This window comes from Paraburkholderia fungorum (assembly GCF_046027605.1).
GTDB lineage: Bacteria > Pseudomonadota > Gammaproteobacteria > Burkholderiales > Burkholderiaceae > Paraburkholderia > Paraburkholderia fungorum_F.
Genome location: NZ_JAQQEF010000001.1, coordinates 1 through 16,881, shown reverse-complemented (window position 1 = coordinate 16,881; position 16,881 = coordinate 1). Strand labels below are relative to the sequence as shown.

Annotated in this window: 14 protein-coding genes and 1 pseudogene; 7 read left to right on the top strand and 8 right to left on the bottom strand. The window is 62.6% G+C overall.

What is annotated here, in order from left to right; all coding sequences use genetic code 11:
• Window positions 1-176: 176 nt before the first annotated feature.
• From PQR53_RS00075 to PQR53_RS00060, 4 genes are all read left to right on the top strand, one after another.
• Window positions 177-1,586, top strand: coding sequence for a circularly permuted type 2 ATP-grasp protein (locus PQR53_RS00075; RefSeq protein ID WP_408450386.1), 1,410 nt, complete (start codon window positions 177-179; stop codon window positions 1,584-1,586).
• A gap of 211 nt (window positions 1,587-1,797) precedes the next feature.
• A complete protein-coding gene (locus PQR53_RS00070; protein WP_179740661.1) occupies window positions 1,798-2,748 on the top strand; it encodes an alpha-E domain-containing protein in 951 nt (316 codons plus the stop codon).
• 11 nt (window positions 2,749-2,759) lie between these two features.
• On the top strand, window positions 2,760-3,587 hold the full coding sequence (locus PQR53_RS00065; RefSeq protein WP_408450384.1) for a transglutaminase family protein: 828 nt from the start codon (window positions 2,760-2,762) through the stop codon (window positions 3,585-3,587).
• A gap of 189 nt (window positions 3,588-3,776) precedes the next feature.
• Window positions 3,777-4,649, top strand: a complete 873-nt coding sequence (locus PQR53_RS00060; protein ID WP_408450382.1) for a proteasome-type protease — start codon at window positions 3,777-3,779, stop codon at window positions 4,647-4,649.
• A gap of 139 nt (window positions 4,650-4,788) precedes the next feature.
• On the opposite strand, the gene PQR53_RS00055 is transcribed toward PQR53_RS00060, so the two are convergent.
• Window positions 4,789-5,976, bottom strand: coding sequence for a porin (locus tag PQR53_RS00055; protein WP_408450380.1), 1,188 nt, complete (start codon window positions 5,974-5,976; stop codon window positions 4,789-4,791).
• A 401-nt stretch (window positions 5,977-6,377) separates the two neighbouring features.
• Window positions 6,378-7,706 (bottom strand): YihY/virulence factor BrkB family protein, encoded by a 1,329-nt coding sequence (locus PQR53_RS00050; RefSeq protein ID WP_408450378.1) that lies wholly within the window; start codon window positions 7,704-7,706, stop codon window positions 6,378-6,380.
• A gap of 202 nt (window positions 7,707-7,908) precedes the next feature.
• On the opposite strand from PQR53_RS00050, the gene PQR53_RS00045 reads away from it, so the two are divergent.
• Window positions 7,909-8,448, top strand: a complete 540-nt coding sequence (locus tag PQR53_RS00045; RefSeq protein WP_408451130.1) for a YbaK/EbsC family protein — start codon at window positions 7,909-7,911, stop codon at window positions 8,446-8,448.
• Between the two features lie 147 nt (window positions 8,449-8,595).
• On the opposite strand, the gene PQR53_RS00040 is transcribed toward PQR53_RS00045, so the two are convergent.
• The 5 genes from PQR53_RS00040 to PQR53_RS00020 form a co-directional block, all read right to left on the bottom strand.
• Window positions 8,596-9,066 carry a histidine kinase gene (locus PQR53_RS00040; protein ID WP_408450376.1) on the bottom strand — a complete coding sequence of 157 codons (471 nt, stop codon included), beginning with the start codon at window positions 9,064-9,066 and terminating at the stop codon, window positions 8,596-8,598.
• Window positions 9,067-9,206: 140 nt separating this feature from the next.
• Window positions 9,207-10,709: a SulP family inorganic anion transporter gene (locus PQR53_RS00035; RefSeq protein WP_408450374.1), complete on the bottom strand. Its 1,503-nt coding sequence runs from the start codon at window positions 10,707-10,709 to the stop codon at window positions 9,207-9,209.
• 443 nt (window positions 10,710-11,152) lie between these two features.
• On the bottom strand, window positions 11,153-11,743 hold the full coding sequence (locus PQR53_RS00030) for a BPSL1445 family SYLF domain-containing lipoprotein (protein WP_408450372.1): 591 nt from the start codon (window positions 11,741-11,743) through the stop codon (window positions 11,153-11,155).
• Between the two features lie 203 nt (window positions 11,744-11,946).
• Window positions 11,947-13,335, bottom strand: coding sequence for an FAD-binding oxidoreductase (locus PQR53_RS00025; RefSeq protein ID WP_408450370.1), 1,389 nt, complete (start codon window positions 13,333-13,335; stop codon window positions 11,947-11,949).
• 307 nt (window positions 13,336-13,642) lie between these two features.
• The gene (locus tag PQR53_RS00020) at window positions 13,643-14,404 is read right to left on the bottom strand and encodes a 3-oxoacyl-ACP reductase (protein ID WP_408450368.1); all 762 of its coding nucleotides are present in this window, start codon (window positions 14,402-14,404) and stop codon (window positions 13,643-13,645) included.
• Between the two features lie 92 nt (window positions 14,405-14,496).
• Here PQR53_RS00020 and PQR53_RS00015 point away from each other — a divergent pair, with 92 nt between their 5' ends.
• Window positions 14,497-14,748: a hypothetical protein gene (locus tag PQR53_RS00015; RefSeq protein WP_408450366.1), complete on the top strand. Its 252-nt coding sequence runs from the start codon at window positions 14,497-14,499 to the stop codon at window positions 14,746-14,748.
• 243 nt (window positions 14,749-14,991) lie between these two features.
• Here PQR53_RS00015 and PQR53_RS00010 read toward each other — a convergent pair whose 3' ends face one another.
• Window positions 14,992-16,422, bottom strand: coding sequence for a hypothetical protein (locus PQR53_RS00010; protein ID WP_408450364.1), 1,431 nt, complete (start codon window positions 16,420-16,422; stop codon window positions 14,992-14,994).
• Here PQR53_RS00010 and PQR53_RS00005 point away from each other — a divergent pair.
• Window positions 16,376-16,881, top strand: a pseudogene (locus tag PQR53_RS00005) (hypothetical protein); the annotation flags it as partial. The gene PQR53_RS00010 and the pseudogene PQR53_RS00005 overlap by 47 nt on opposite strands.

Here is a 16,881-nt window from a genome sequence, read left to right as displayed (position 1 = left end):
ATGGGCCGCCGCAGTACGATGACGGCGAGGCCGTGCCAGTCGGGATGCGCTGTTAGCGTGCATGCACCGTGTTTTGCACGCAAAAGCTCAATGGCATAGCGCTTGCTTGATCGATTGTCGAACACCGAATGCGCAGCGCATTCGCCTTCTATCCGACAACAAGAGCGGGGCGTGACATGCGATGCTATGACGAGATGCGTCATCATGACGATGCCGTGCGGCCACACTACGCGCGCTTTGAGCGGTGGCTGGTAAAGCAGGGCAATGAGGCGATCGCACGCAAGCGCGCGGAAGCCGACCTGCTGTTCCGCCGGGTCGGCATTACCTTCGCGGTGAACGGCGATCTGTCCGGCACCGAGCGGCTGATTCCCTTCGATCTGATTCCGCGCATCATTCCGCGCAGCGAGTGGCAGACGCTGGAGGCCGGTTTGCGCCAGCGGGTGCAGGCGCTCAATCTGTTTATCCACGACGTCTATCACGATCGCAACATCGTGCGCGCCGGGATCGTGCCGGCCGAACAGGTTTATACCAACGCGCAATACCGTCCCGAGATGCAAGGCGTGAACGTACCGCTCGGTGTTTACGCGCATATCGCCGGGGTCGACGTGGTGCGCGCGGGCGACGAGGGTGAGTTCTACGTGCTCGAAGATAACCTGCGGGTGCCCTCGGGCGTGTCCTACATGCTCGAAAACCGCAAGATGATGATGCGGCTTTTCCCCGAGCTGTTCGTGCAGAACCGCATCGCGCCGGTCGCGCATTATCCCGATCTGCTGCTCGACACACTGCGCTCGGTGGCGCCTGAGGGTGTCGACGATCCGGTCGTGGTCGTGCTCACGCCGGGCATGTACAACTCCGCGTATTTCGAACACACGTTCCTCGCGCAGCAGATGGGCGTGGAACTGGTGGAAGGCAAGGATCTGTTCGTCGACGACAACTATGTGTTCATGCGCACCACCCAGGGGCCCAAGCGCGTCGACGTGATCTACCGCCGTGTCGACGACGATTTTCTCGATCCGCTGGCCTTTCGCAACGATTCGGCGCTCGGCGTGCCGGGTCTGTTGACCGCGTATCGCGCTGGACGTGTCGCGCTTGCGAACGCCATGGGTACCGGGATCGCCGACGACAAATCGATCTACCCGTACGTGCCGGAAATGATCGAGTTTTACCTCGGCGAGAAGCCGATCCTCAACAACGTCCCCACGTTCCAGTGCCGCAAGCCCGACGATCTCGCCTACACGCTTGCGCATCTGTCTGAACTGGTGGTGAAGGAAGTGCACGGAGCGGGCGGCTACGGAATGCTGGTGGGACCGGCGTCGACGAAAGCCGAAATCGAATCGTTCCGCGAACGCCTGATCGCACGGCCCGCGGGTTATATCGCGCAGCCCACGCTGGCGCTCTCCGCGTGTCCGACCTTTGTCGAGGCGGGTATCGCGCCGCGCCATATCGACTTGCGGCCCTTCGTGCTGTCCGGCAAGAGCGTGACGATGTGCGCCGGCGGGCTCACGCGCGTGGCGTTGCAGGAGGGCTCGCTCGTCGTCAATTCGTCGCAGGGAGGCGGGACTAAAGATACGTGGATGGTCGACTGACGCGATCGCCAACGCGATCGCCAACGCGGTTGCCACGGTGGCGCATGTCACCGCCCATGCAACTGATGCAACTCATGAAGCCATCCCGGCCACCGCGTGCGCAACCTAACGCGCCGGCAGATGAATCAAACCGCCGCCGGCTCACACGGATAACCCGCGCGGACCTCTTACTTTTGCACAGGTCTCGCGTCATCAGATACGGAACGCCGTCATGCTAAGCCGAACCGCCGATCACCTCTTCTGGATGGCCCGCTACATGGAGCGCGCGGAGAACACCGCCCGCATGCTCGATATCAACCTGAAGGCGCTGCTGTTGCCGCAAACGCCCGAACAGGAGGCGCGCGCGCAACGTTCGGTGCTGCGCATCTCCGAACTCGAGTCTGCCTTCGCGCAACGCTACGACGAACCGACCCGCGAAAACGTGCTCGATTTCATGGTGGCCGATGCGACCAATCCGTCGAGTATTCATTCGTGCTTGCAGGCCGCGCGTGAAAACGCGCGTGCCGTGCGCGGCACCTTGACGACCGAATGGTGGGAAACCATCAACGACACCTGGCTCGAGTTCAACGAACGTGCCGCGTCCGGCCAGGCGTCGAGCAATCCGGGTGCGCTGTTCGAATGGGTGAAGTTCCGCTCGCACCTGTCGCGCGGCGTGACGATCGGTACGGCGTTGCAGGACGACGCGTTCTTTTTCACGCAACTCGGCACCTTCCTCGAGCGCGCCGACAACACCGCGCGGATTCTCGACGTGCGCTTTGCCGACGTCGAGCCGAATTCACGCGACGCCGCGCGCCAGCTCGAGGACTTCTACTACTGGACCTCGATTCTCAGTTCGGTGTCGGCGCTGGAAATTTATCGCAAGGTGTATCGCGATGTCGTCACGCCGGCGCGGGTGGTCGAATTGATGATCCTGAACCAGCAGATGCCGCGCTCGCTGCTCGCTTCACTCGAAGGCGTGTGCGCGAATCTCGCGATGCTGCGCACGTCCGGCTCGAACCAGTGCGAGCGGTTTGCCGGCAAGCTGCGCGCCGAGCTGGTGTACTCCGACATCCGGCAGATTTTCGAAGCCGGCCTGCACGCCTATCTGACACAGTTCCTTGCTCGCGTGTTCGAGCTCGGCAATCTGGTTGCGCGTACCTATCTGATGCTGCCAGTCGCCTGACGGAGTTTTTTATGTACCTGACGATCCGCCACGACACGTCCTATCGTTACGAAGCGACTGTCCACTATTCGATCCAGCAACTGCGGCTGACGCCGTCGAGCGGCGCCTCGCAGGTGGTGCGGCGCTGGAGCATCGATGCGCCCGGCAAGCTCGACGCGACCTTCGATGCCTACGGCAATGTGCTGCATACGCTCGTCATCAACAAGCCACATGGCGAGATTCGTCTGCATGTGGCGGGCGAAGTGGACACGATTCCGCTGATCGACGGTCAATTGCCCGACGCCGTCGGCCCGATTCCGCTCGAGCATTTCACCTGCTCGACGCGTCTTACCGAGGCCGACGCGGCGATTCGCGAGCTGGCCGCATCGGTGTCGAGTCTCGCGAGTTCGAGCAATCTCATCGAGTTATCCGAACAGATCGTGCAGCGCGTGAAGTACAACTCCGGTATCACCGAAGTCACCAGCACGGCCGCCCAGGCGCTCGCGCTCGGCAACGGCGTGTGCCAGGACCATGCGCATCTGATGCTGGCCTGCTGCCGCGCACGCGGTATTCCGGCGCGCTACGTGAGCGGCTATATCGAACCAGGCGATGTGGGCCCCGCAAAAAGTCCTCTTGGCGAAGAGCACGGCGCGAGCCACGCATGGGTCGATGTATGGCTCGACGGCAAGGGCTGGATTTCCATCGACGTCACGCATGCCGCGTTTGCCAGCGAGATCTACTGCCGCCTCGCCGTCGCACGCGATTACGAAGCCGCCGCACCGGTGCGCGGCCGGCGTATCGGCGGGCTGGACGAGCAGTTGAAAGTGTCTGTCACGGTCAGTGCGCAGTCGCCGCAATAGGGGCAGCGCTGCGTTTTTGACGTTTGCGCTCGGTGGCCGCGAAAGGACCGCCGGAACGCGTCCCCAGCGAGCGCCACCCCGCATAGCTGTTCAGTTTGCCCGCGCTGTGGCCGTAATACGCGGTGAACGCGTCTGCGCGCCGCATTACAATAGCGGCGTTCTGTCGTTTTTTTGCGGGTACCTTTCGTTATGACTTACTGTGTCGCGATGTCGGTGGACGAAGGGCTCGTGTTCCTCTCGGACACGCGCACCAATGCGGGCGTCGATCACATCAGCACCGCGCGCAAAATGTCGGTGTTCGAGCATCCGGGCGAACGCATGCTCGTGCTGCTGGGCGCCGGCAATCTGTCGCTCACGCAAGCCGTGCTGCACGAGCTCTCCGAACCGACGGATCCCGCGCTGCCCACGCTCTGGAGCGCGCCCACCATGGCCGACGCGGCCCGCGTGATCGGCCGCGCGGTACGCTGCGTGCATCAGCGCGAAGCCGAGGCGTTGCAGGAATTCGGCGTCGACTTCAATTGCAGCTTCATTCTGGGCGGTCAGATCGCGGGCAATCGGCCGCGTCTGTTCATGATCTATGCGGCGGGGAATTTCATCGAAGCGTCGGCCGTGAATCCGTATTTCCAGATCGGCGAGGCCAAGTATGGCAAACCGATCATTGACCGCGTGCTCACGCCTTCCACACCGCTCGACGAAGCCGCCAAGTGCGCGCTGATCTCGATGGATTCGACGCTGCGCTCGAATCTGTCGGTCGGTTTGCCGCTCGATCTGCTGGTCTACGAGAAGGATTCGCTGCGCGTCACGCGCTTCGTCTCGATCGATCACGACAACGCCTACTTCGAGATGATTCACCGTACGTGGGGCGAGCGGCTGCGTCAGGTGTTCGGCGAGATTCCCGATCCGGACTGGCAGGATTCGCCCAATGTGCCGCTGCTGCAGCGCGAGCGGACGCTGGTGCTGCATCGTGCGCCGGTGGGCGCCGACGGTGTCGAGCATGAACTCGATGCGAAGCCGGCACAGACGCTGGCGCAATCGGAAAGGGGCAAGGCCCAGCGGCGCTAGGCGATTCGGGCGCTCTTGCGGCCCGGTTGCCTCACAGCGAAGTCGTCGTGAGCCCACCAAACGAAAAAAAACCAGCCACCGGCTTTCGCCTGTGGCTGGTCTTCAACTGCGTGTTGCTTCAGCAGTCCGTCAGGTTCGATTAGAACTTGTGGCGGATGCCCAGGCTGACCAGTTCTTGCGAGCTGGAAGCCGAGTTGTAGCTGTACGAACCGATTGCCGCGCCTGCGTTGACCAGTGTGCCGTTCGAAGCACGTTGTTCGCCGCTTGCGTGCTGATATGCGCCAACCAGGTAGATGTCCGTGCGCTTCGACAGGTTGTAGTCGCCGCCCAGGGAAACCTGGTGATACGTTGCGCCCGCGTCGCCGCTAGACTTCGTGTAGACGTAGCCCACGCCAACCAGCATTGCCGGCGTTGCCTGGTAACCCAGGTATGCGCCGCCGACGTTGTACTTCTGGGTCGAACCGAAGCCCGAGTTCGCGTCCGGCTTGTACTGTGCGTTGCTGTAACGCAGGTTAGCCGTGAACGGGCCTGCTACGTATTGCACAGCGACCGAAGCGATACCGATCGACTTCGCAGCGGCGTAAGCGCTGTTGATCTGGTTGTCGAACGTGCCGTCCGACGTGCTGCCGTTCCAGCCCGGCGTCGGCGGCGTGCCAGCCGTGCGGCTAGCCAGCGTGTTGCCGTTGTCGGCGCGGAAGTAGCCTGCAGCCACGCTGAACGGACCCGTTGCGTACGTTGCAGCGCCCGCCCACGTTTGACCCGAACCCGTCTGGCCAGCCACGCCGCCCAGAGCGTACATACCTTCGAACTGGAAGCCGCCCCACACCGGCGAGGTGTACTTGATGGCGCTGTTCGTGCGCGAGGAGTTGTCGTTGTTGTCGACGTCGCCCGGCGTAGCGAAGGTGGAACCGAAGTAGTTGTCACCCGTCAGCGGCTGAACCAGGTCGACCAGCGGGTCATATTGACGACCCAGCGTGACCGTACCCCATTGGTCGCCCGTCAGGCCGACGTAGGCTTGACGACCGAACATCCGGCCGCCTTGACTCAGCTTGCCGTTGTTCACGTCAAAACCGTTTTCCAACTGGAAAATCGCCTTCAGGCCGCCGCCCAGATCTTCCGTACCCTTCAAGCCCCAGCGATCGCCTTGCAGGTTGCCGCTGACCAGGCCAACCTGGTTGCTGTTATGGCCGGATGCGTCAACCGTGTTGTGAGCGAACTGGACCGATTCGTCGATCAAGCCGTACAGGGTAACGCTGCTTTGAGCATGTGCCACGCCCGTGACGCCGAGAAGCGCCAGCGAGAGGGTAGACAGTGCGATTCGTTTCATCCATTTCTCCACGCAGATGATTAGTTTCGTTGTTGCGGAAAGGAGAATAGCTCACTGCTTCAATCGACAAGAACAGGAAAAAAAAGACTGTCTCTAAAAAGTGACAAACGACGCAAAGCCTTGTATTTAAAGACGGTTAACGATTATTGCCATTTCCGCAATATTGATTCGTTGACGGCACATTATTGTTGTTTTGTTGACAGTGAAGGTTCCGCTACCTTGGTTTTAGACACGCGTTTGAATGGTATTTGTAATCTAGTCGTCTAACCGTCTTCGCCGTTCTGCAGCGTCCACGGAAAAGTGGGGTCACGTTTCGCTTGACGCGGTGTTGTGGACAGAATTTATGCGTTGTGGGTGGGCAGGTCAGTGCGAGCGCGAAGCACGCAGACTTCAGTCAGTTCTCAGCCGCGACGGCCGTTATCGTCCCCATTGCGGCGCGCAAGGGTGGCGGCAGCAAGGCCAGCCGCCGCCGCAAACAGCACCGAGGTCCACGGATTCCGTCTGACATAGCGATCAGCCGCGACGGCCGTGCGGCCGGCTTCCACCAGCGTAACGGCAGCGACGCGTGTCGCTTGTGCTTCAGCGAGGACAACGGTGCGGCCGATCTTGAGTGCGGTCGCCCGCGCTGAAGCCCGGTTGCGCGCTTTCGCCCGCTGCAAGGCCGACGCGGAAGCGGCCGCGCCACGCGCTGCGGCGGCTGCCGCTCCGGTTGCAGGAGCAAAGCCGGCGGCAGCACCGGCGTCGCGATCTTCCTCGCGAAGCAGCGCATCGGCCGATACCGTCGAGGCCGCGAGTACCGAAGCGAGTTTGGCACGGCTGCCGGGCGGCGAGTCTTCCTGCATGCCCCAGCTGCCGCGCGGGTCGTGCACGCGTCCGCGTGCCGCCGAAAACTCCGCGCCGAGCAGAAGCACGGCAGCCGAGAAGTACAGCCACATCAACAACACGGCCAGCGAGCCCGCTGCGCCGAACGAGCTCGCCATGCCGGCATGCGCGATATAGAGCGCGAACAGTTTCTTGCCCGCCGAGAACAATACCGCCGCGACGATCCCGCCGACAAACGCATCGCGCCACCGCACCTTGTCGTCCGGCAGAAACTTCAGAAGGCCAGCAAAGGCGCAGGCCAGCACCAGCAAGCCGACCCCGAGTTGCAGCAGGTTGCCGATCACCACGTAGGGCGAGTCCCCCCACAGCCACTTGCCGATGAATGTGATGACCGTGTCGAGTACCAGCGAGACGATCAGCAGGAACGCGACCCCGAGCACGAGACCGAACGAAATCAGGCGCACGCGCACCAACGCGATCACGCTCGACGAGCGCGGCCCAGTATACGGCCACACTATATTGAGTGCGGTGTTGAGCGAGGAGAAGGTGGCCGAAGCGCCGATCGCCAGCATCGTGAATGAGATGATCGCCGCGACGCCGCTGGCGCTGCCGCTGTGGTGGGCGTTCTCGACGATGGTCTGCACGCCGGCGGCGGCCTGGTCGCCGAGCAGGCCGTGAATGTGATTGAACAGCTCGCCGCGCGCGGCTTCGGCGCCGAAGAACCAGCCCGCCACGGCAATCACCATGACCAGCGTGGGCGCGAGCGAGAATGCCGCGTAGAAGGCAATGCTGGCGGCCATGGCTGCGCAGCGGTCGTCGGCAAACTGTTTGAATGCGCCGATCGCCCAATTGGCCTGCTTGCGGGCCACCAGCTGGAGGTTCTCGGCGGAAAGCGTGTCGATGTCCATGGTCGTGTTTCTCAATGGGATACTGGCGCCCGGATGCGCCGTGTGCGTGCCGTTGAGGTGGCGTCGGGGCGGTCCACGCATCGATACCTTTCGCAAACCTTGTGCCTGTCACTATAACAAGCGTGGCATCGGCATGCGCGCGCGATGCGGCGCAAGCTCGCGTGCCGTTAGAATGTCGACGGACCTTCACACTCTGATCACCATGCACTCGCACGAACTCGTCAAGCAGCTGGACATCATTCCCACGGAACAATTGAGCGCGCATTTGCCTGCGCACGTCGTCGAGCAATTGCCGACCCAGGGCGTCACCGTATTCGCCGTTAGCGACGACGCTTCGGACACCGCCGCATTCAGCGCGCGCTACGGCTTTGGCCTCGAAGACTGCGCCAACACGATCGTGGTCCGCTACAAGAAAGAGGGCGCCGAGCATTACGCGGCGCTGGTCTCATTGGGTTCGCTGCGCCTCGACATCAATGGCGCGGTGAAGGCTGCGCTCGGCGCGCAGCGCCTTTCGTTCGCCAGGCGGGAGGCCGCCGTGGAGCATAGCGGGATGGAGTTCGGCGGTATTACCGCCTTCGGCTTGCCGGCAGACTGGCGCATTCTCGTCGATGCCGCGGTGATGGAACGTGCTCAGATCGTGATGGGAGCCGGGGTGCGGGCGGCCAAGTTGCTGTTGGCGCCCGAGGTGCTGCAGCAGTGGCCGCGCTGCGAAGTGGCCTCGCTTACGCTGCCGGCAGAATGAGCAGCGTGGGATAGATCACCGCGGCCGTGAAGCGGAACTGTGAAGCGGAACGCCGGGAACGTCGACAGCGCGGAGCAGACCGCGCAATCGTCGGCAGGGATTGCAGTGTTCGCGTTTCCGGAGGAGCAGTGATCGAGCCCGCCGCGCTCAGTGCAGGCCGCCCGGCCCCGCTTTGGCGTGGACGAAATAACCTTCGAGGATATCGACGACGCGCCAGAGCGAACACGGTCGCCGGCAATGGCCATCGAAACCGGCTTGTTTGAGCCCGGCAATCGGATCGAGTGGCCAGATGTTGCTCATCGCCAGTAACAGTATTCCGGCATTCGATGGCTCGTCGCGCACAGCGCGCGTAAATTGATAGTCCGAGGCGGAATCGAGCCTTGTGTCCAGCAAGATCGCATGCGGCTTCCACCATTTCAGGAAGCGATCCAGTTTGATCACGTCGGCGGCATAGACCGCGTCGAATCCCTTCAGCGACAGCAGCAGCAACAGCGATTCGCCAATCGCCTTGTCACGGTGCCCTATCATGACCCGGCGCGACGGTGCCTCTTCCACCACGCCACCGAATCTCCAGATTGCGAACTCGGATTCATCCTCGAGCGAAACTCGTCTTGTCACGGGCCCTCCGGCAGGCTTCACGAATCTTCTAATGTAGTAAAAAAGACATGGCTTCGGGACAATTTACCTCTGAGCAATCTTCTCATATTACAGGGGCATGGCGGCCCGGTACGAGCGTTTTTGCTCGACTGCGAGGCGGCTCAACCCGCGCCGCTTCCCGAGATCTCAATGCCGGCGCGGCTCAGCAAGCGCTGGTTGCGCTCCGACAGATTCTTCACACGTAATTGCTTGCCGGCTTTTCGATAGCGTTCGAACAGTCCCTGCAGCGCGGCCAAGGCGGAATGATCCGCGAGCATCAGATGGCTGCAGTCGACCGTGATGTGGCCGGGATCTTTTGCCGGATCGAAAAGCTCGTGAAAGCGGGTGGTCGACGCGAAAAACAGTGTGCCGCGCGGAACGTAGGTTTTGTCGCCGCCGCGATCTTCGATATGCGCGTGAATTTCGCGGGCGTGTTGCCAGGCGAAATTGAGCGCGGCGATCACGATGCCGCACAACACCGCGATCGCCAGATCGGAGAACACGGTGATGGTTGTCACCGCAACGATGACCAGCGCGTCGTTGCGCGGCACCTTGCCCAATACCCGCAGCGAACCCCATGCGAAGGTCTGCTGCGCCACCACGAACATCACGCCGACCAGCGCCGCCAGTGGAATCCGTTCGATCAGGGGCGACAGAAACAGGATGAACATCAGGATCATCACACCGCTGACGATGCCCGACAGCCGCGAACGCCCGCCGGAATTCAGATTGATCATGGTCTGCCCGATCATCGCGCAGCCACCCATGCCGCCGAACAGGCCCGAAGCGATATTTGCCGCGCCCAGCGCGAGACATTCGCGATTCGGCTGGCCGCGGGTTTCGGTGATCTCGTCGGTCAGGTTGAACGTGAGCAGCGTTTCCAGCAGACCGACGACGGCCATCAGAACCGCGTAGGGCAGCACTACATGCAGCGTGTCGAGATTCAGCGGCACGCTGGGCACATGCAGGCTCGGCAGGCCACCGGCGATATGGGCCATGTCGCCGAGCGTACGCGTAGGCAGATGCGACAGTTGGCTGAAGAGCCCCACGCCGACGATCGCGACCAGTGCGGGCGGCGCGGCGCGTGTGAGCCGCGGCAGCAGATAGACGATCAGCATGGTTAGCGCGACGAGACCGCACATCAACAGCAACGCGCTGCCGTGCAGCCATTGTTCGCCTTGCGGCGTGCTTTGCCTGAAGTGCGCCAGTTGCGCCATCGCGATGATGATCGCGAGGCCGTTGACGAATCCGAGCATCACCGGATGCGGCACCATGCGAATCAGCTTGCCCAGCCGCAACGCGCCGAACAGCACCATCAGGATGCCGCTGAGTATCACGGTGGCGAGCAGATATTGCACGCCGTGTTGCACGACCAGCGCCACGATCACCACGGCCATCGAACCGGCCGCGCCGGAAATCATGCCGGGGCGCCCGCCAAATAAAGCCGTGATCGTGCAGATGAAGAACGCGCCATACAAACCCATCAAGGGATTGAGGTGGGCGACCAGCGCGAAGGCGATACATTCCGGCACCAACGCGAACGACGAGGTGAGGCCCGCGAGCACATTGCTCTTGATACCGGGAAGATTGGTGAGCCAACTGGGCGTGGGACTAGCAGTGTTCATCTGAAGGGAACGGAGACTTCGGGTCGAGCCACGTCGGCTTTGCGGCTGCGCAATCGATACGTAAGAGTTGGCATGCCGTCGCTTTCCGCACGCGAAAGTCTTATGCGCGCGGTCAGTGGAGTGGGAAACCGGGGGCAAACAGCGCGGCGATACGCGAGGCGCCAGACAGGATGAACGTCGTGGCAAAGGCGGAGCAGCGGCCAGCAGGATTGCAAAACGGGTGAATTTTACAGCAGTGCGGTCAAAGTGACCGGCGCGGTTGTTAAAGCGTTGATTGCGGAGCGAGTGATAAGGGGTACACGGGATGTCACGCAGCCGCATGCGCGGCTGCGTGACTGCGTGACTGCGCCTGATTGTGTGTGCTAGCGATTGCATCAGCGTGCCATGCGCAATACACCAAAACCATCACCCGCTGGCTCGAACACATTCGCCGCGTGCTTCTCTCAGATGATCAGACGCGAGACCTTGGTGCCTTCGAGCGACACACCGGCCATCAGGCCGCCGTTCGTCAGTACAAAAGCTTCGACCGGGCTGGTAGCGGTCGAGGTATCGACCGCGCCGTTCGCGCCGATCTTCAGCAAGGCGACCGTTGCGTCAGCACCTGCTGCCCATCCTTGACTACCGAGGAATTTGTCGAGCGCCTCTTGTGTCATGAACAGAAACACCAGTGCCTTCGACTGCGCGCCGATCTGCAAACCGAACGAGCCCGCGACGGTGCTGTAGTAGCCCGACGTGCGTCCGCCCACCCGCAGCGCGCCTTCGCCGTATTGGCCGCCGACCCAGAAGCCCGCGGAAATCACGGACGGGAACACCAGCACGCCGCGCGCCTTGCCAACCAGTTCACGCGAACCGTCGACGTTCGCGTACAGACGGGAGAGCGTGGAATCGACACCGGCATTGATCGTGTCGCGCTTGCCGGCGTTCGCCGAAGGCGACGCGCTCGAGGACGGCGACGTGGTTGTGCAGCCGGCGAGACTAAAGCCCGCGGTTGCCAAAGCGGCGCTGGTGGTCATGATGAATTGTCGTCTGCGCATGATTATTTTCCCCTGAGCGTGATGGAGGTTACGTTTTCTGTCTGAACGATAAGTGCCGTGAACGCCGTGGCGCCGGCAAGCTTGTACGTCAATTGCTATTCAGCATTTAACGTGCCTGACGCCGCGGTTCCATCTCAGACAGCCACCACGAGCTGAGGTTCGCGCGGGGACTAACGACGTTCGACGCCGCGTCCCCTCAGTCTCTACGCCGCCGGGCGGATATTCTGATTGTGGCGGAACAGATTGTGCGGGTCGTAGTGCTTTTTCACGGCGGCGAGACGCTCGTAGTTCGGTCCATACGCGTCAGCCACCCGGCCGCTTTCCTCCTCCGTCATGAAGTTGACGTACACGCTGCCGAGCGCGAACGGCGCGGATGCGTCGAAGAAGGCACGAGCCCAGCCAATGCAGCGCTCGTCGTCGCTTGCGTCGTCCCAACGGCCGTGCACGTTCATCGCGTATTGCGTGTCACGACTCGAATAGGCGGTGGCTTCAACCGGCACCCGGCTCGTCTGCGCGCCGATTTGCCCGAAGAAGATTTCGCACTGCGGCGAGGGCAGCTTGCCGATCGCGTCGAGCAGGGCATCGATGAGACCGTCCGAGATAGCGCCTATGTTGTGCGACTTCCAGTAATTGCGCGCGCCTGGCGTGAGCAGCGGATCGAAGGCCTGTTGCCACATGGCGTAGGGCATCGGGCCAAGATGTTCGCCAACGGGTGTGCCGAAGCCGCGCACGGCCTGCACCGCAGCGGGCCCGTTTTCGATCGGACCGGTGTAGCACATCGCGAATACGATGACCGGCTTGCCGTGAGCTTCGGGCGGCAGGAACGGCAGCGGCGGGGCAAGCCGCGAAACGACCCACACGCTCAGATCGTCCGGCATCTGTTCTGCCGCCGTGCGGTACTGGAGCAGGGCATTCTTCGCCTGCTCGATCGGCAATACCACGAGTCCGCCGTAGACCAGTGGCCCAACCGGATGCAGCGCGAATTCGAAACGCGTGACGACGCCGAAATTGCCGCCGCCGCCGCGGATTGCCCAGAACAGATCTTGGTGTGAATCGGCGCTCGCGTGGAGCAACTCGCCGTCGGCGGTGACGACGTCCGCTGACATCAGATTGTCGACGGTCAGGCCGTATTTGCGGCTCAGCCAGCCGAAGCCGCCACCCAGCGTCAAGCCTGCCACACCAGTGGTCGAGTTGATGCCGAGCGGGGTGGCGAGCCCGAACGCTTGCGCTTCGTGGTCGAAATCGCGGAGCGTCGCGCCCGGCTCGACATACGCGCGCCGCGCTGCCGGATCGATATGTACCGATTTCATCGACGACAGGTCGAGCACGAGGCCGTCGTCGCACAGCGCGCTACCGGCGATGTTGTGGCCGCCGCCGCGCACCGCCAGCGGCAGACCGTTGTCGCGCGCGAATGCTACGCCGCGGCGCACATCGGCCGCGCCGGCGCAGCGCAGGATCATTGCCGGATGCCGGTCGATCATCGCATTCCAGATGCTGCGGGCCTCGTCGAAACTCGCATCGCCGGGCAGCAGCAGTTGGCCTCGGATCGCGGCTTTGAGTTCTTCGACGGCACTGCTGGACACACTCACCATGACACACCTCCAGACACAGAAGAGACGCTTTCAAAACACTATTCAGCTGAACAAAGCAAAATGAAAGTGTCTGAAAGGTTTGATTTGCGTCCAGTAAACGGGCCTGCCTCGGTAAGTCAAACGAAGGTAAACCCGCGCTCACGGTTGATATCGCGCGAAAGCTCATGCCACAAGTGTCTGCGCGTCGCGGTGGGAAGGATGACCCTGTGCGCCGCCCGGGATGGTGGAAACGCTTCGGGAAAAGTCGCCGCGAAGAAGTGTTGGTTGGGCGCTGGGGTGGTGGCCGCGTGGCGACACTTCTGCCGCATCAACCCTTCACGAGGCCGCCGTCCACAATCAGATTCTGACCGGTGACCGCGCGCGCCCACGGCGATAGGAAGAACAGCACGGCGTCGGCGAACTCTTCAGGTGTCGTCACGCGCCGCACCGGTGTCGAACTGGCGATCAGGTCGAAGACGAATTCCGGCGTAGCCGCGCTCGCGTCCGTGGTGCGTAGCAGGCCGCCCGAGACCATGTTCACCGTGATGCCGTCTGGGCCGAGATCATGAGCCGCGGTGCGCGTGAGCGATAACAGCGCCGCTTTGGCCGCCGTGTAGTCGTGATAGGGGACCACGGGATTCTGAAACAGATTCGTGCCGACATTCACGATGCGGCCGAAGCCGCGCGAGCGCATGCCCGCGGCTGCTGCTTGCATCGTATTGAGCGCGCCCTTCAGCGATCCGTCCAACTGCTGCTGGAAGCGCGCCCAGTCGATCGAGTCGATTTTCGGGCGGGCGTCGCCGTCGAACTGAAAGTCGGCCAGCGCGTTGTTGACCACTGACACGAGGGGTTGCCCGGTTTGCGCTTGAGCGGTTTCGAACAGACGCGCGACGGCGGTCGCGTCAGTCACGTCGGCCTGGATTGGCAGGGCACGGTCGCCGAACTCTTCTTTTAGCGCGTGGGCCAGCGTTTCGCTCTTGCGGTAATTCACCACGACGCCTGCGCCTTCGCGTATCAGTGCACGCGTGATTGCCGCGCCGAGTCCGCGGGCGCCGCCCGTTACCAGCACCCATTGTTCGGATAAAAGCATCTCTCTGTTCCCGTTGTTGATGAGGTTGCGATTTCCTATTGTCGCCTGATTCGCTTTTTTTTCGCGCGCTTTCCTGGTGAGTGCGGCGACGCATGGATCGCGATGGCGCGGATCCGCAGGCGCTGGTCGATGTGCGTTACGAGGAAACTGCGGAAGAGCGTGAGTGCGTTGTCGGTGTGATGGCCCTCACTCCCGTCTTTGCAAATTCTCTTTTGTGTGCGGACCGACACTTATGCGAAGCGCTTGTTCGCGTCACGGTCAACTCTTTTGCGCGGGATCTGCGCACTTCAATAAAAAATGAGTCTACGGGTTCTTCGATTCATGCGATGAATAAGTCCATGTGAGAAATAAAAATAATAGTTTGGACTGCGTATCTAAAGATAAAAATTTCCGGCCGCTTTAAAGAATGGCAATTGACGATCTTTGACAGTCATGCAACGCAATTAATCGGAAACAGGCCGTCAATCGCACATTGCGTGGGCTAGCGCACGGTCACCTGGTGGTGCTGCGCATAACTTCAACGTCCATCAGGCCCAGCTGTGCCCTTTCAATGCTTTGTTCGCGCGCAGCCAGTTGTCTCTCCCGAATCACGTCAAATCGGACCGGGGTTGTCTGCGGGAGAGATGCAGGGTGTCGCGCGTTTTCGTGTGGCACGCCGCAATGTCGACCGGGCTTTGAAGTTTGACTTTTTTAACGGCGAACAAGGATTCACTCGTTATCAGGATCTGTTCTTCAGAAAACATGATTAGGAGAATGAAATGAAAAAGTACAACGGGGACGGGCGGGCGTTGGGGACAAGCAAAGCGGTATTGGCGGTTGCTGTGAGTCTTTATGCTGCGATGGCGGGCGCGCAAACGAGTCCTGCAGCACCTGTGGCGTCGTCGGCGAATTCGACGAAGCTGATGGTCGCGCAAGCATTGCCGGTCGATTGTCCACTTTTCGACACGCTTGGCTGCAAGCCGGAACACGGTGGATTGCGGGCGTCCACCGCAATTGGCGTGGCAGCGGCGGCTACGGGTCCGGGGTCGACTACGGGCCCACAGAGCAACAATGGCGGCGGGACTTCGTCGAACGGGTCGGGGGCTAACGGTGGTGGAGGCGGCGGCGCGGGAGTCGGTGCCGGGAGTGGGGGGAGCGGGAGCGGTGGGGGCGGTGATGGTGGGACGGGCGGCACAGGCGGCAGTGGTGACGGCGGGACAGGTGGCACAGGCGGCAATGGCGACGGTGGGACAGGTGGCACAGGCGGCAATGGCGACGGTGGAACAGGTGGCAATGGTGATGGCGGTGGGCATCACGGCGGCCATGGTGGCCATGGCGATGGCGGGCATGGTGACGGTGGCCATGGCGATGGCGGCCATGGTGACGGTGGCCACGGCGATGGTGGTCACGGCGATGGTGGCCATGGTGACGGTGGCCACGGTGATGGTGGCCACGGCGATGGCGGCCATGGCGACGGCGGTCATGGCGATGGTGGCCACGGCGATGGCGGCCATGGCGACGGTGGCCATGGCGACGGTGGCCATGGTGATGGTGGTCATGGCGATGGTGGCCACGGCGATGGTGGCCACGGCGATGGCGGTCATGGCGACGGCGGTCATGGCGATGGTGGCCACGGCGATGGTGGTCATGGTGACGGCGGTCACGGCGATGGCGGTCATGGCGATGGTGGCCACGGCGATGGCGGTCATGGCGATGGTGGTCATGGTGACGGCGGTCACGGCGATGGTGGCCATGGAGATAGCGGTCACGGCGACAGCGGTCATGGTGACGGTGGCCATGGCGACGGTGGCCATGGTGATGGTGGTCACGGCGACAGCGGTCATGGTGACGGTGGCCATGGCGATGGTGGCCATGGCGATGGTGGCCACGGCGATGGCAGCCATGGCGACGGTGGCCATGGTGATGGTGGTCACGGCGACAGCGGTCATGGTGACGGTGGCCATGGCGATGGCGGCCATGGCGACGGCGGTCATGGCGCTGGTGGCCACGGCGATGGCGGTCATGGCGATGGTGGTCATGGTGACGGCGGTCACGGCGATGGTGGCCATGGTGACGGCGGTCATGGCGCTGGTGGTCAAGGTGGTAGCGGCCAGGGCAACGGCGGCCAAGGAGGCGGAGGCCAGGGTAACGGAGGCCAAGGTGGTGGAGGCCAAGGCAACGGTGGTCAAGGTGGTGGCGGCCAAGGCAACGGCGGTCAGGGCGGCGGAGGCCAGGGTAACGGAGGCCAGGGCAACGGTGGTCAAGGCGGTGGAGGTCATGGCAACGGCGGTCAAGGCGGCGGAGGCCAGGGTAACGGAGGCCAAGGCGGTGGAGGCCAAGGCAACGGCGGTCAGGGCGGCGGAGGCCAAGGCAACGGCGGGCATGGCAACGGAGGCCAAGGCGGTGGAGGCCAGGGCAACGGAGGCCAAGGCGGTGGAGGCCAGGGCAACGGTGGTCAAGGCGGTGGAGGCCAGGGCAACGGTGGTCAAGGCGGTGGA

Bases quoted from the DNA above. Each gene is read 5' to 3' on its own strand.
- PQR53_RS00075 (WP_408450386.1), top strand. From the start codon at position 177: ATGCGATGCTATGACGAGATGCGTCATCATGACGATGCCGTGCGGCCA.
- PQR53_RS00070 (WP_179740661.1), top strand. From the start codon at position 1,798: ATGCTAAGCCGAACCGCCGATCACCTCTTCTGGATGGCCCGCTACATG.
- PQR53_RS00065 (WP_408450384.1), top strand. From the start codon at position 2,760: ATGTACCTGACGATCCGCCACGACACGTCCTATCGTTACGAAGCGACT.
- PQR53_RS00060 (WP_408450382.1), top strand. From the start codon at position 3,777: ATGACTTACTGTGTCGCGATGTCGGTGGACGAAGGGCTCGTGTTCCTC.
- PQR53_RS00055 (WP_408450380.1), bottom strand. From the start codon at position 5,976: ATGAAACGAATCGCACTGTCTACCCTCTCGCTGGCGCTTCTCGGCGTC.
- PQR53_RS00050 (WP_408450378.1), bottom strand. From the start codon at position 7,706: ATGGACATCGACACGCTTTCCGCCGAGAACCTCCAGCTGGTGGCCCGC.
- PQR53_RS00045 (WP_408451130.1), top strand. From the start codon at position 7,909: ATGCACTCGCACGAACTCGTCAAGCAGCTGGACATCATTCCCACGGAA.
- PQR53_RS00035 (WP_408450374.1), bottom strand. From the start codon at position 10,709: ATGAACACTGCTAGTCCCACGCCCAGTTGGCTCACCAATCTTCCCGGT.
- PQR53_RS00030 (WP_408450372.1), bottom strand. From the start codon at position 11,743: ATGCGCAGACGACAATTCATCATGACCACCAGCGCCGCTTTGGCAACC.
- PQR53_RS00025 (WP_408450370.1), bottom strand. From the start codon at position 13,335: ATGGTGAGTGTGTCCAGCAGTGCCGTCGAAGAACTCAAAGCCGCGATC.
- PQR53_RS00020 (WP_408450368.1), bottom strand. From the start codon at position 14,404: ATGCTTTTATCCGAACAATGGGTGCTGGTAACGGGCGGCGCCCGCGGA.
- PQR53_RS00015 (WP_408450366.1), top strand. From the start codon at position 14,497: ATGGATCGCGATGGCGCGGATCCGCAGGCGCTGGTCGATGTGCGTTAC.
- PQR53_RS00010 (WP_408450364.1), bottom strand. From the start codon at position 16,422: ATGACCACCATCGCCATGACCGCCATCGCCGTGGCCACCAGCGCCATG.